This window comes from Pantoea sp. PSNIH1 (assembly GCF_007680655.1).
GTDB classification, from domain to species: Bacteria; Pseudomonadota; Gammaproteobacteria; order Enterobacterales; family Enterobacteriaceae; genus Pantoea; species Pantoea eucrina.
Window position 1 is genome coordinate 543,836 of record NZ_VEIP01000001.1, and the last position, 14,288, is coordinate 558,123.

13 protein-coding genes are annotated in these 14,288 nt (G+C 53.2%); 4 read left to right on the forward strand and 9 right to left on the reverse strand.

What is annotated here, in order from left to right:
- Positions 1-76: 76 nt before the first annotated feature.
- The 5 genes from wbaP to yeaG all read right to left on the reverse strand — a co-directional run bounded on the left by wbaP (position 77) and on the right by yeaG (position 7,484).
- Complete coding sequence (wbaP, locus tag FS690_RS02525; RefSeq protein ID WP_039384708.1) at positions 77-1,543, reverse strand: undecaprenyl-phosphate galactose phosphotransferase WbaP; 1,467 nt, start codon at positions 1,541-1,543, stop codon at positions 77-79.
- 375 nt (positions 1,544-1,918) lie between these two features.
- The gene (locus FS690_RS02530; protein WP_039384706.1) at positions 1,919-2,152 is read right to left on the reverse strand and encodes a DUF1480 family protein; all 234 of its coding nucleotides are present in this window, start codon (positions 2,150-2,152) and stop codon (positions 1,919-1,921) included.
- Positions 2,153-2,228: 76 nt separating this feature from the next.
- A complete protein-coding gene (locus FS690_RS02535; protein ID WP_039384705.1) occupies positions 2,229-3,956 on the reverse strand; it encodes a potassium/proton antiporter in 1,728 nt (575 codons plus the stop codon).
- Between the two features lie 227 nt (positions 3,957-4,183).
- On the reverse strand, positions 4,184-5,461 hold the full coding sequence (locus FS690_RS02540; protein ID WP_039384703.1) for a YeaH/YhbH family protein: 1,278 nt from the start codon (positions 5,459-5,461) through the stop codon (positions 4,184-4,186).
- A gap of 88 nt (positions 5,462-5,549) precedes the next feature.
- Entirely contained in the window at positions 5,550-7,484 is a 1,935-nt protein-coding gene (yeaG, locus tag FS690_RS02545; protein ID WP_065649162.1) for a protein kinase YeaG, read from the reverse strand.
- Between the two features lie 412 nt (positions 7,485-7,896).
- Between yeaG and FS690_RS02550 the strand changes: the two genes are divergently transcribed.
- Positions 7,897-8,646 carry a MipA/OmpV family protein gene (locus FS690_RS02550; protein ID WP_039384700.1) on the forward strand — a complete coding sequence of 250 codons (750 nt, stop codon included), beginning with the start codon at positions 7,897-7,899 and terminating at the stop codon, positions 8,644-8,646.
- A 61-nt stretch (positions 8,647-8,707) separates the two neighbouring features.
- Positions 8,708-9,556 carry an aldo/keto reductase gene (locus FS690_RS02555; RefSeq protein ID WP_369826775.1) on the forward strand — a complete coding sequence of 283 codons (849 nt, stop codon included), beginning with the start codon at positions 8,708-8,710 and terminating at the stop codon, positions 9,554-9,556.
- Here FS690_RS02555 and FS690_RS02560 read toward each other — a convergent pair.
- Together FS690_RS02560 and gapA are read right to left on the reverse strand one after the other, a co-directional pair.
- Positions 9,553-10,437, reverse strand: coding sequence for a D-hexose-6-phosphate mutarotase (locus FS690_RS02560; protein WP_145339033.1), 885 nt, complete (start codon positions 10,435-10,437; stop codon positions 9,553-9,555). The two genes, FS690_RS02555 and FS690_RS02560, sit on opposite strands and share 4 nt — an antisense overlap.
- A gap of 72 nt (positions 10,438-10,509) precedes the next feature.
- On the reverse strand, positions 10,510-11,508 hold the full coding sequence (gapA, locus tag FS690_RS02565) for a glyceraldehyde-3-phosphate dehydrogenase (protein ID WP_039384694.1): 999 nt from the start codon (positions 11,506-11,508) through the stop codon (positions 10,510-10,512).
- Positions 11,509-11,846: 338 nt separating this feature from the next.
- Here gapA and msrB point away from each other — a divergent pair, with 338 nt between their 5' ends.
- Positions 11,847-12,257, forward strand: coding sequence for a peptide-methionine (R)-S-oxide reductase MsrB (gene msrB, locus FS690_RS02570; protein ID WP_039384692.1), 411 nt, complete (start codon positions 11,847-11,849; stop codon positions 12,255-12,257).
- A gap of 1 nt (position 12,258) precedes the next feature.
- On the forward strand, positions 12,259-12,540 hold the full coding sequence (locus FS690_RS02575) for a YeaC family protein (RefSeq protein WP_039384691.1): 282 nt from the start codon (positions 12,259-12,261) through the stop codon (positions 12,538-12,540).
- Positions 12,541-12,570: 30 nt separating this feature from the next.
- Here the strand turns inward: FS690_RS02575 and pncA are convergent, their stop codons facing one another.
- Entirely contained in the window at positions 12,571-13,179 is a 609-nt protein-coding gene (gene pncA, locus FS690_RS02580) for a bifunctional nicotinamidase/pyrazinamidase (RefSeq protein WP_145339034.1), read from the reverse strand.
- Positions 13,180-13,194: 15 nt separating this feature from the next.
- Positions 13,195-14,208 carry an asparaginase gene (gene ansA / locus FS690_RS02585; protein ID WP_039384688.1) on the reverse strand — a complete coding sequence of 338 codons (1,014 nt, stop codon included), beginning with the start codon at positions 14,206-14,208 and terminating at the stop codon, positions 13,195-13,197.
- Between the last annotated feature and the right edge of the window lie 80 nt (positions 14,209-14,288).

Below are 14,288 nucleotides of genomic sequence, written 5' to 3' on the forward strand. Positions count from 1 at the left end.
GAGTCTGCGGATAAAAAGAAAGCGCTAAAGTGAAAAGGCGATGCCTGCCGGACGGCAGGCATCGCACAGAGAGCGGTCAGTAGGCACCGTCGCGGCGCAGTACCACGCCGGCGGTTTTAAACAGAATGGCAATATCGGTCCACAGCGCCCAGTTTTTTACATACCAGGAATCAAAATAGACGCGGGTGTCATAATCGATATCATTACGACCGCTTACCTGCCATAAACCGGTCATACCCGGTTTGGCCATCAGGTAGTAATCAACGTCACCGGCATAGCGCTCCAGTTCAGCTTCGATAACCGGACGCGGCCCCACCAGGCTCATCTCTCCGCGGATCACGTTCCAGAGCTGCGGCAGCTCATCGAGGCTGGTTTTACGCAGGAAGCCGCCGATGCGGGTAACGCGCGGATCGTTTTTCAGCTTAAAGTCACGATCCCATTCGGCCCGCGCCTCTTCGCTGGTGGCCAGCAGCGCCTGCAGGACGTCCTGCGAATTGGTAACCATAGAGCGAAACTTCAGGCATTTAAACTTTGCGCCATCCTGACCTACGCGCTCATGACCGTAGATAGCGTTACCGCCATCGCGTTTCACCATCCAGCAGAGCAGGCCAAATATCGGTGCGAGAAACAGCAGCAGCAGCGACGCTACCACAATATCAAAGGTGCGCTTCAGGAAGCGCGATGAGCGCTTGGCCAGATTATTGCTGACGCGCAGAATCATCACTTCGTGACTGAAGATAAATGACATATCGGTACCGTAAAGCGGTACGCCACGCAGCGTCGGGATCACTGAGACAGAGCGGCATTTCATTCTGGAGAGAAACTTCAGCCAGTGATCGCGCACCGCCTGCTGTTCATATTCGGTCGCCACGATAAACTGCGTGTTATCGCGATCCATGGTCTGCCAGTTAATATCCTTGCGGGTGATAACCGGCACGCCGTTGAGTTTATCCGGGGTGTTTTCATCATCCAGTGAGATAAACGCCTGCACGTTATAACCAAGGATCTCTTCACTCTGCAGCGCGGCATAGGCTTCCAGGGCATTTTTGCCTGAGCCGATGATAATGGTCTCTTTCTGCCACTGTCCTGCACGGCTGATCGCCCGTTTTACCATTGCGCGCATCAGCGGCAGCAGCAGCAGCGCCCAGCTCCAGCTGAACACCCAGACCATGCGTGAAAAGTCCCATTTTGAAAAGGCAATCAGCGCCAGATCCAGCAGTGAAAAAACAAACAGCGTTTTAACCACTTCTTTCAGCTCAAACCAGAAAGGTTTGCGGTAGGTGTAGTGCCGCATCCGGACCCAGAACCAGGCGGTGCAGAGTACCGAGAGGCCAAGCTGCGCGATAAACCGGTACTCAATCTGCTGCGGCGGAATAAAGCTGTCCAGCTCTCCCCAAATCCCCTGGACGGTAGCCGCGGATAAAAACAGCGCCAGATTAAGTGCAATAAGATCGGAAAGACTTAATGCGACTTTAGCAATGAGATTTTTGCGCAGGCCGCTCCATGAGCGGCTTGCGTCATTCATTACAATTGTACTTGCCATAACACCCGCTCTCTTTTCTTAAGTAAAAGATGGCCTGACCAGAATCAAGTACGCGCTCAGGGTTAATGGCTGACAGGAAAAATAACGTTTGTTATCAGCACACTAACCATTAGTGATCACTCAAGCGCTGCACGGCAAGGGCCGGATAAGACGTGATACAAGTCACGAAAACAGCAGCAACGTTTACGAGTATGCAAGAGGAATCTGACGGAGTTAATATGGAATTACTCTTAAAAGGAAATTATTGACCTGAGGGACTATCAGCTATGTTATTGAAAACAGAGAGATGGTGATGAAAAAGAGGACAAAAACAGCGTTTTTTTTCAGCAATTTTTAGGAATCACCGCCATACGCAGGCATGACGGTGTAGTGAGATCAGGCGGGGCGATTGAGTACCCAGCGATCCTGCTCTTTATCGTAGTGGCCAATTTTCAAATCGACAGGCTCGCCATCAATCCACGCCGGCACGCTGGTCTCATGATCCCAGCCATCAAGCTGATAGCTCAGGCCCGGGTTAGTCTGGCAGGGGATAGAGACGGTATCAGGTTTATCGCCTCCCATCTCCGCATCAACAATTTCATAGCGACCAATTTTGACTACCGTTCCCATTTTTTGCTCCCGTTTGCTGACTGATAAGTAAAATCATAGTCGCTGCTGACCGCTTCAGGGGCGCTAAAACCTCAGATTATTCTCGCTCTTCGCTGACGCGCACGCCGACTTTCATGATTTTATTATCCTCTTTTTCCGCGACGGTCCAGGTCAGCTGCTTCCACTCCACCTGGTCACCTACCACCGGCGTGCTGCCGAGCAGGCTCATCACCAGCTGCCCCAGCGACTGTTGATCGCTGGTTTCATCATCCAGCTCCAGGCCATAAATCTGTGCCACGTCCCGCAGGCGTGCATCAGCGTCGAGAATAAAGTCGCCGAAAAAGCGCTGGTCAAGGGCCACCGGCGGCGTCTGACTGAACATTTTACCCAGCGCCGGTAAATCGCGCTCGCGGCCTATGACGCACAGTACATCACCCTCTTTTAGCCGGGTAGCGCCGCTGGGATGCATCAGCGTGTTATCGCGGAACAGCGCCGCAATGCGCGTTTCACGCGGCATTTTGAGATCGCGCAGCGCCGCGCCCACACACCATTTGTCGGCATTGAGCTGGTAGACAAACTGCTCCCACGGATTTTCCGGATGGATATCAAGCCCGATACGGCTGACAGGCGAGGCGAGCGGCGGAACAACCACTCTGGCGCGTTTCGCTGCGTAACCCAGCGACGTTCCCTGCAGCATCAGTGATACCAGCACCACAAAGAAAGCGATATTAAAATAGAGTCTGGCATTCTCCAGTCCCGCCATCATCGGAAACACGGCCAGGATGATCGGCACGGCGCCGCGCAGGCCGACCCAGCTGATAAAAATACGTTCCCGACCGGTGAATCCTTTGAAAGGCAGCAGTCCGACCAGTACCGAAAGCGGGCGGGCCACCAGAATCAGCCAGAGTGAGAGGATCATGGCCGGCAGGGCGATGTGCCACAAATCGGATGGCGTCACCAGCAGCCCCAGCACAATAAACATGCCGATCTGGCTGAGCCAGGCCATGCCATCAAACGTTTGCAGAATGCCGTGGCGATTGCGGATAGGGCTGTTGCCCAGTAAAAAGCCACACAGATAGACCGCGAGGATCCCGCTGCCCTCCATCACCGTGGTCAGCGCGAATACGATAATGCCACCGCTAAGCGCCAGCAGCGGATAAAGCCCCTGAGCCAGGCTGATACGGTTAACCAGCTGCTGCAGCGCCCACCCGCCGCCGAGGCCAAAGACGATGCCCAGACCAAACTGCTGTACCAGATGTACCACAAACATCCAGCTCAGGCCGCTCTGACCCTGCTGGATCATATCAATCAGCGTGATAGTCAGAAATACCGCCATCGGGTCGTTGCTGCCCGATTCAATCTCCAGCGTAGAGCTGACGCGTTCGTTGAGGCCTTTATCACCCAGCAGAGAAAAAACCGCTGCTGCGTCCGTTGAGCCGATAATGGCGCCAATCAAAAATCCCTGCATCAGGTCGAGTTTAAACAGCCAGGCTGCAATCAAACCGGTCAGGCCGGCGGTGATCATGACGCCGACTGTTGCCAGCGACAGCGCCGGACCGAGCGCGACTTTCAGCGAGCTGGCTTTCGTGCGCATGCCGCCGTCCAGCAGAATAACCGCCAGCGCAAGGTTGGAGACCAGATAGGCTACCGGGTAGTTATCGAAGGCGATACCGCCGATGCCATCCACACCGGTCAGCATACCGAGCGCGAGAAAGATCACCAGAATGGGGATGCCAAGACGCGAGGAAAATGAGCTCAGTAAAATGCTTGCAGCGACCAGCACGGAACCAATAATAAAAAGACTGTAAATCATGCTGGTATTCAATAGCATTCTCCTGCAACCGGGGCAAAACTGACAAGCACGAACAATTCGTACAAATAAGTTCAAAAGATAATGCCTTATCAACGGCTTGTCAGCGCTTAATTTCCTGTTTTTTGTTTATGCGAGCTATGATGACATTAAACAGGAAAATCCTGCAACAGGCGGGTCGTTTTGCGGGTAAACAGGTCGTAATCAGATATAAAAAAGCCGGTCAGTGACCGGCTTACGATTCAGGCCTCGGCAGCCTGCTTGTGGAAAAGCTCCCGGAATACCGGGTAGATATCTTCAGGTTCACGAATATGCTGGATAGCAAAATTGTCAAACATAGCCTGTAAGTGTTCATATTCGCGCCACAGAGTCTGGTGGGCCCGCCGGGTGATCTCGATATAGCTGTAATAGCGTACCACCGGCAAAATATGCTTCGCCAGGATCTCGTGGCATAACGGCGAATCATCTGCCCAGTTATCTCCGTCTGATGCCTGCGCCGCATAAATATTCCACTGGGACGGGTCATAACGTTCTTTGACCACCTCATCCATCAGCTTCAGCGCGCTGGAAACAATGGTGCCGCCGGTTTCCTGTGAGTAGAAGAACTCCTGTTCATCCACCTCTTTTGCCTGCGTATGGTGACGGATATACACCACTTCAACGTTTTTATAGGTACGACTCAGGAACAGGTAAAGCAGAATATAGAACCGTTTGGCCATATCTTTGGTGGCCTGATCCATAGAGCCTGAGACGTCCATCAGGCAGAACATCACCGCCTGACTGGAGGGTTCAGGACGTTTTTCAAAGTTTTTGTAGCGCAGATCGAAGGTGTCAATAAACGGCACCCGTTCGATACGCGCGCGCAGTTCAGCAATCTCATGACGCAGTCGATCCTCTTCAAGCAGCTGGGCCGGCTCGCTGTTTTCAACTTCATGCAGGGCAGCTTCCAGCTCATGCAGCATACGGCGCTTGCCTGCTGTCATAGCCGTACGCCGGGCGAGCGAGTTCTGTAATGAGCGTACCACGCTGATATTGGCCGGGACGCCGTTTGAGGTAAACCCGGCACGGTGCGTTTTAAACTCATTGAGCTGGCGATGCTGATTTTTGCGCAGGTTCGGCAGCGCCAGGTCTTCAAACAGTAAGTCGAGATACTCATCTTTCGATATCTGAAAAACAAACTCATCCTGCCCCTCACCATCCTGGCTGGCGTTGCCCTGACCACTGCCGCTGCCGCCCGCGCCGCCCTGAGGCCGCTCGACACGGTCATTTTGTACAAAGTGATCGTTGCCGGGATGAACACGATGGCGGCTTCCGCCGCGACCCTGATGAAATACGGGTTCATTGATGTCATCAATCGGGATCGACACCGACTCACCACTCTCTGTATCGGTTACCGAACGCTTGTTGATGGCCTCGGAAATCGACTGCTTGATTTGCGACTTATAACGGCGCAGAAAGCGCTGCCGGTTGACCGCACTCTTGTTTTTACCGTTGAGACGCCGATCGATAAAATAGGCCATGGTTTCCCCTCAACTGCAGTGTAAGCCAGGCCGGAAAGGGTTCTCCGGCCTGATTAACGGCACGCAAGGCGCCGGGCTTACGGATCGATTATGACGATTTACGCACGCGGAGATACCACTCGCAGAGCAGACGCACCTGTTTGCGGGTATAGCCTTTCTCCATCATACGGTCGACAAAATCATCATGTTTTTTCTGCTCATCGGTAGACGTTTTAGTATTGAACGAGATAACCGGCAGCAGCTCCTCAGTATTGGAGAACATTTTTTTCTCAATGACCGTGCGCAGTTTCTCATAGCTGGTCCAGTTTGGATTACGGCCGCTATTTTGCGCCCGGGCGCGAAGAACAAAGTTGACGATTTCATTACGGAAATCTTTTGGATTACTGATGCCGGCTGGTTTCTCTATCTTCTCCAGTTCCGCATTAAGCGACTCACGGTCAAACAGTTGTCCGGTATCCGGATCGCGATACTCCTGATCCTGGATCCAGAAGTCGGCATAAGTGACATAGCGGTCAAAGATATTCTGACCATATTCTGAATAGGACTCCAGATAAGCGGTCTGGATCTCTTTACCGATAAACTCCGCATATTTCGGAATTAAATAACCCTTCAGATGCTCCAGATATTTCTCTGCCTGATCCTGCGGAAACTGCTCCCGCTCAATCTGCTGCTCCAGCACGTAAAAAAGATGAACCGGGTTAGCCGCCACTTCAGTGTGATCAAAGTTGAACACGCGCGACAGAATTTTGAAGGCAAAACGGGTTGAGAGGCCATTCATCCCTTCGTCGACGCCCGCGTAGTCGTGATACTCCTGCCAGGATTTTGCTTTGGGATCGGTATCCTTCAGGCTTTCACCGTCATACACCCGCATTTTCGAGTAGATGCTGGAGTTTTCCGGCTCTTTCATGCGCGACAGGATAGTGAAACGGGCCAGCGTTTCAAGTGTGCCAGGGGCGCAGGGCGCAGTGGTGAGATCGCTATGGTTAAGCAGCTTCTCGTAAATCTTGATCTCTTCTGAAACGCGCAGGCAGTAGGGCACCTTAACGATATAGACACGGTCGAGGAAGGCTTCATTATTCTTATTGTTGCGGAAGGTGACCCACTCCGATTCGTTGGAGTGCGCCAGAATAATGCCGTTAAAAGGCAGAGCGGAAATGCCTTCAGTACCGTTGTAGTTGCCTTCCTGCGTAGCAGTCAGCAGCGGGTGCAGCACCTTAATCGGCGCTTTGAACATCTCTACGAATTCCATGATGCCCTGGTTCGCGCGGCAGAGCGCACCAGAGTAACCATAGGCATCCGGATCGTTTTGCGCATGATTCTCAAGCTTGCGAATATCAACCTTACCTACCAGCGCGGAGATATCCTGGTTGTTTTCATCACCGGGTTCAGTTTTAGCGATAGCCAGCTGTTCCAGAATTGATGGCCACACTTTTACCACTTTAAAGCGGGTGATATCGCCACCAAACTCATGCAGACGTTTTGCTGCCCACGGCGACATAATGGTGCCAAGGTAACGCCGAGGTACGCCATACTCTTTCTCCAGAATATTGGCATCTTCCTGCGGATTAAACAGGCACAGCGGATGATCGTTAACCGGGCTGCGTTCGCCATCGGCACTCAGTACATAAATAGGCACGCGCTGCATTAGCGCTTTTAAACGTTCAGCGAGAGAGGATTTACCGCCGCCCACCGGACCGAGTAAATAGAGGATCTGCTTCTTCTCCTCCAGCCCCTGCGCCGCATGTTTCAGGTAGGAGACGATCTGTTCAATCGCTTCCTCCATACCGTAGAACTCTTCAAACGCCGGGTAACGGCCAATAACACGATTCGAGAAGATACGGGAAAGGCGTGGCTCCTGAGCGGTATCAACCATAACGGGCTCACCAATAGCCGTTAACAGTCGTTCTGCCGCATTGGCGTATGCACTGCGATCCTGCTTACAGATAGTAAGAAATTCCTGCAGTGTGAACTCTTCGTCCTTGGCAGCTTCATAACGCTGACGATAGTGATCGAATATATTCATAGCGATGCCCGTCCTGTTAGAATTGTTGGGAACAATAAGCGTAACCTTACAAACAGTGGTGCCAACCTCTCAATTTTAAGGATATAAATCTCTCTGCTTCTCTATTGTTATGAGCGTGTATCGGATAAAGATCAAGTAGTAAGTGGCGCAGGATTAAACGATTAGCGCACAAAAAACGCGCAAATTTCCGCATATTGTTTTAAGCCACGATCGTTTTGCGAAATATTCGCCTGTGAGGATGGGAGACGGCCTGTAAAGATGCCAACAACTCTGTTCGGTATAAGCTGCGTAAATTTCTGCAAGATGTGAAGAGCGGCAGAATTAGCCATTACGGTTAACAGCAGATTGCCTCTGTTGCAAAATATTCGCTAGACTGCAAAAGCAATTAGTGACTTAACAGGCAAAATATATAGTGAACACCTTTAAACTTTCTGCGTTTATGCTGCTGTCTCCCGCGCTGGTGACCGCATTTACTGCTCATGCTGACCCGCTGTCGCTGGGCGCCTCTGTTATCTATGCTCAATCGCCTTATCGTGGCGGACAGGATCGCTATCTGCCCGTACCGGTTATCAACTATGAAGGCGAAAACTTCTGGTTTCGCAGCCTGCAGGGCGGCTATTACCTGTGGAAAGACCCGCAGAATCAGCTGTCGCTGACGCTGCTCGGTTCGCCACAGCAGTATGACCCGGATGATAACGATCTTGGCGATATGAAATCTCTGGATAAGCGCCGGATGACGCTAATGGCGGGTGGCACTTATCGTCATGTTGCAGAGTGGGGCATCCTGCGCACGGCATTACTGGGTGATGTGCTGAATAACAGTAATGGCATCATCTGGGATCTGACGTATCTCTACCGCTTTGAGTTTGGCGCATTCAGCCTGACGCCCGGTATCGGGGCCCTGTGGAACAGCGCAAATCAAAACCGTTACTACTACGGCGTCTCTTCGCATGAGAGTGCCCGTAGCGGTATCGCCACCTACCGGCCCGATGACAGCTGGTCGCCCTATGTCGAGCTGAACGCCAGCTACCAGCTTACCCAAAACTGGAACGCCAGTTTTTCCGGGCGCTACACCCGCTTTGATGATGAGGTTAAAGACAGCCCGATGGTCGATAAAAACGGCCAGGTCACGCTCTGGACCGGCCTCAGCTACAGCTTCTGATGCACTATCGCAACGCCTGATATCAGGCGTTGTTTTTTTATAGCCGTACCGCGCAGGAGGGATGATGCAAAACGTCTGGATCAATGGTGCTTCGCTGCCCGCTATCGGGCAGGGAACCTGGTATATGGGGGAAAACCCCGCGCTGCGTGCTCAGGAGATCGCTGCGCTGCAGGCGGGGCTTGCTGCCGGATTACAGGTGATAGATACGGCCGAAATGTACGCTGACGGGGAAGCTGAGAGAGTGGTGGGTGAAGCGCTGCAGGGACGACGTGATAGCGCCTGGCTGGTTTCCAAAGTCTATCCGTGGAACGCCAGCGAAGCTGATATCACCGGAGCCTGTGAGCGCAGCCTGCAGCGACTTAAAACCGACTACCTCGATCTTTATCTGCTGCACTGGCGCGGTAATATCCCGCTGGAGGAGACCCTTCGCGGCATGGAGAAACTGGTGGCGCAGGGAAAGATACGCAGCTGGGGCGTATCAAATTTTGACAGCGATGATATGGAAGAGCTGTGGGCAGAAGAGGGCGGCTTCTCCTGCGCGACGAACCAGGTGCTGTATCATCTTGCATCCCGCGGCATTGAGCATACGCTGCTGCCGCTCTGCCAGCAGCGCGCCATGCCGGTAATGGCTTATTGCCCGCTGGCCCAGGCGGGGCGGCTGCGACAGGCGCTGTTTGATAATGCGCAGCTGCTGGCGCTGGCACGGGATAAGCAGATTAGTGTGGCGCAGCTGCTGCTGAGCTGGGCGATCCGGCATGAGGGTCTCATAGCGATACCTAAAGCAGGCAGCGTCGCGCACGTTCAGGAAAACGCTGCGGCGCTGAACATCACGCTCAGCGCCGAAGAGATCGCGTTGCTCGACCAGCTGTTTCCTGCTCCGCAGCAGCGCGTGCCGCTGGATGTGGTTTAAGCTGGCTTAGCGCTGCGCACGCGTAAGGTTGTCCCCAGGCGGGCAGGTGTTTCGCCCGCGCTTTTTAGCGGCTTAGTGATGCGCGCCGTCTCGACGCAGACCATGCGCTTGTAGCCATCATTCGGCATATCCGCCATGCTGCAGGAGAGTTCAGGACCCGGGTTCCAGGTGACAACGTCACTTTGATAGTGATGATAAACTTCAATCTGCCTGCCGCCGCTGCTGTCTTTGATCACGCTGCACTCGTCAGGCGCAGTATAAATACGGTCAATCCGTCCCGGGTAGCGCTGTACGCCGCTACTGTTTTCACCCGGTGAGTCATCCGCCACTTTATCGATAAACGTCTTACCCAGCCCGCTGACTGCGGTCTCAGCGATATCCGCTACGCTAAAATAAGCATGCAGCGCGGCTGTCGCGTCGAAATCGCCCCAGGCTTCAAGTTCAATCTCGCACTGATCGGCCAGCCGGAAACGGGCCAGCAGCGTAAAGTCGTGAGGCCAGAGCTTTTTCGTCTGGCTGTTACTTTCCAGCGTAAAGGTCAGCATGACGGCATCGTCATTTTCATCGTGTGCTGTCAGCGTCCATGGCTGGGTGCGGGCAAATCCGTGAGCCGGTTCACCGGCAGGGCCAAACCACGGCCAGCAGATCGGCACGCCGCCGCGAATCGCTTTACCTGCTTTAAACGCACTTTTATCACTCAGCCAGAGAACAGGCTGCTGACCGCTGGGCTGCCAGGCGAGCAGATGCGCGCCCTGAAGCGCGATAGCCGCACGAACTTTCGGATGACTGATAATCACGACCGGCAGGTCATCCTGCTGACGCAGCGACAGGTAAGGGGTTATCTGCTCTGTCACAGGCAGTGTAAAAAGCGTATTTGGCATCGTTCAGCCTCTGTTTATCTGGTCGAAAAAAAAGGGCGACCGAAGTCACCCTTATTGATATAGCCTGGTCGCTTATTTAGCAGCAACCAGAGCAATCAGGTCGAGAACCTTGTTGGAATAACCGGTTTCGTTATCGTACCAGGAAACCAGTTTCACAAAGTTATCATTCAGCGCGATACCTGCTTTGGCATCGAATACTGAAGTCAGTACTTCGCCGTTGAAGTCAGTAGAAACCACGTCATCTTCAACATAGCCCAGTACATCTTTCATTTCGCCTTCTGAAGCCGCTTTGATAGCTTCACAGATCTCTTTGTAGGTCGCTGCTTTTTCCAGACGAACGGTCAGGTCAACCACAGAGACGTTAGGCGTAGGAACGCGGAAAGCCATACCGGTCAGTTTACCGTTCAGCTCTGGCAGTACTTTACCAACCGCTTTTGCTGCGCCAGTAGACGATGGGATGATGTTCTGTGCTGCACCACGGCCGCCGCGCCAGTCTTTATGTGACGGACCATCAACGGTTTTCTGGGTAGCAGTGGTGGCGTGAACGGTGGTCATCAGGCCTTCAACGATACCGAATTTATCGTTGATGACTTTTGCCAGCGGTGCCAGGCAGTTGGTGGTGCAGGATGCGTTAGACACGATATCCTGGCCAGCATATTTATCAAAGTTGGCACCGCGTACAAACATCGGGGTGTCATCTTTAGATGGACCGGTCAGAACCACTTTCTTTGCACCGGCAGAGATATGCTTACGTGCGGTTTCGTCAGTCAGGAAGATCCCGGTTGCTTCAGCAACAACGTCAACGCCTGCTTCGTCCCACTTGAGGTTAGCCGGGTCTCTCTCAGCGGTAACACGGATTTTTTTGCCGTTAACAATCAGCGCGCCATCCTGTACTTCTACGGTGCCGTCAAAACGACCATGGGTAGAATCGTACTTCAGCATGTAAGCCATGTAATCGGCGTCGAGCAGATCGTTGATCGCGACGATTTCGATGTCTGAACGCTGCTGAGCAGCACGGAAAACGATGCGACCGATACGGCCAAAACCGTTGATACCTACTTTGATAGTCATATATTCCACCAGCTATTTGTTAGTGAATAAAAGGTTGGCTGTAAAATTACAAAAACCTTACCAGGCGTCAAGCGGAATCGTGTCAATTGTTGCGACAGGTCAATTCCAACGCCAGGAATAATCTGTATTGCAACCGCTTGCGCGCCGATTTTACAGCGCGTCTATCTTACGCTGATTAGCGTGTGAAAAGGGAAGTTTGTCACAAAGAGTGATCGTCATCACAAAACCACGTTGCAGCGACCAGGGCAGAAAAGTTCGCACAAAAAAAACGTCGGGCAATGTTGTCCGTTTGTTAGAATAGTAGCTGATTTCTACAGAAAGATACTCTGGAAGCAAAAATGGCAAAAGATACCGCATCTGAAGCAAAAATCGGCCAGCTGTCGGAAATGCAGCGCTACGTCACGCAGCATCGGGGTACCGAACCACCCTTTACCGGCGCGCTGTTGCACAACAAGCAGGATGGCATTTATCACTGTCTGGTCTGTCAGGCACCGCTGTTTCTGTCAGAAAGCAAATATGATTCAGGCTGTGGCTGGCCCAGTTTCTACCAGCCGGTCAGCGATGAGGCGATACGCTACCTTGAAGACGACTCGCACGGCATGCACCGGGTTGAGATCCGCTGCGGCAGCTGTGACGCGCATCTGGGGCATGTTTTTCCGGATGGCCCGCAGCCTACCGGTGAGCGCTATTGCGTTAACTCCGCCTCGCTGAGCTTTACTGACGAACAGGGCAAACAGCAGGAGGGATAGAATGAATCAGGAACTGAATGCGATGCTGGATGCGATGACGCCTGAGATCTATGCACGTCTGGCAACCGCCGTTGAGACGGGTAAATGGCCTGATGGTGTTGCATTAACGCAGGAGCAGCGCGAGCACTGTCTGCAGCTGGTCATGCTGTGGCAGGCGCGTCATAACGACTCACCTCAGCATATGAGCATTGCCAAAGGGGGAGATATTGTGACGAAATCTAAAAAGCAGCTGAAAGAAGAGTTTGGCATCGAGCCGGATGTCACGCGCATCAATCTGCACTAAGAAAACAGGCTGGAATACCCAGCCTGTTTTTCAGATTATTTCCGCACCCTGCGCCTGCATTTGCGTCAGCGCAATGTCACTGTCTTCCGGATTGAGATTCACGCCGCGGCAGCCCTCTTTAACGACCTGAACGTGATACCCGAGCTCCAGCGCATCCAGCACGCTATATTTCACACAGTAGTCAGTCGCAATTCCCAGCATAACCAGATGCGTAATATCGCGTTCGCGCAGCCAGTTATCCAGTTCAGTTTTGCGCCGGTGTCCGTTATCGAAAAAGGCGCTGTAACTGTCGACATCAACGTCTCCACCTTTGTGAAATACGGCGTCAATCAGGGAGCGATCGAGGTCGGGATGAAAATCTGCGCCCGGGCTGTTTTCGATACCGTGGTCCGGCCACCAGATTTGCGCCAGCCCGTTAAGCTCACCCAGCGTGTAGACAGGCTCACCGGACACTGAGGCAAAGCTGCCATGATTTGCCGGATGCCAGTCCTGCAGGGCCACAACACATTCGCCGCGCTGGCGAAACTCACGCGCATAGCGATTCGCTACCGCCACAGTCTGATCACCTTCGCGCACGGCCATCGGACCGCCGGGGCAAAAGTCATTCTGGATATCGATAATTACCAATGCCCGCTTCATATCATTTTGCTCCGTTCAATCTTCAGTCAGTTCGCCACGTAAGTTCTGCTGCATTCTGGCACGAATTTCATCGGGGCTAAGGTCCTGACTCAATAAATAGTGCAGTTTTGTTAACGTGGCCTCAACGGTGAGGTCAAAACCGCTGATCACGCCAGCATGCTCCAGCGCATTGCCAGTGGCATAGCCGCCCATATTCACTTTGCCGGACATGCACTGCGTCAGGTTAACCACGATAATCCCGCGTTCGCTCGCCTGCTGCAGCTCATGCAGGAACTCCGCATTTTGCGGCGCATTGCCCACGCCATAAGAGCGCAGAATCAGCGCCTTAACCGGCTGGCGCAGGAAGTTGCGCACCACGTCTGCAGAGATGCCCGGATAAATGGTGACCACGCCAATAGGCTGCGGGGTAATGGGATGAACCACCAGCTCGCCCGTCTGCTGTGGCGCGGGAGAGGTGTTCAGACGGCGGATATGGATACCCGCTTCCAGCAGCGGCGACAGATTTGGCGAGGCGAAGGCGTTAAAGCCGTCGGCGTGCGCTTTGGTGGTACGGTTGCCGCGGAACAGGGTGTTATTGAAAAACAGTGCCACTTCATTGATCGGATAGTTAGCCGCCACGTAGAGGGAGTTCAGCAGATTTTGCTGACCGTCAGAGCGCAGTTCCGCCAGCGGGATCTGCGATCCGGTGACGATGACCGGTTTTGCCAGATTTTCCAGCATGAAGGAGAGAGCCGATGCGGTGAAAGCCATGGTATCGGTTCCATGCAGAATAACAAAACCGTCATAGGCGTCATAATTCTGGCGGATATCATCTGCGATTGCCTGCCAGTCCTGCGGCGTCATATCAGAGGAGTCGATAAGCGGGGCGTATTCATGAATCGTAAAATCCGGCATCTCCGGCCGGTGAAACTCAGGCATATTGGCCAGCTGCTGCTGAAGGTGGCCTGATACCGGTACATAGCCCTGCGCAGAGCGCTGCATCCCGATAGTACCGCCCGTGTAGGCTACATAGATATTTTTCTTTTGCATGAGTGTACTCAGACTTGCCGTAAAACGCGCAGTATAAGGGGATTGACAGGGAAAAGCAGCCCGACCAGCGGCCGGGCTGT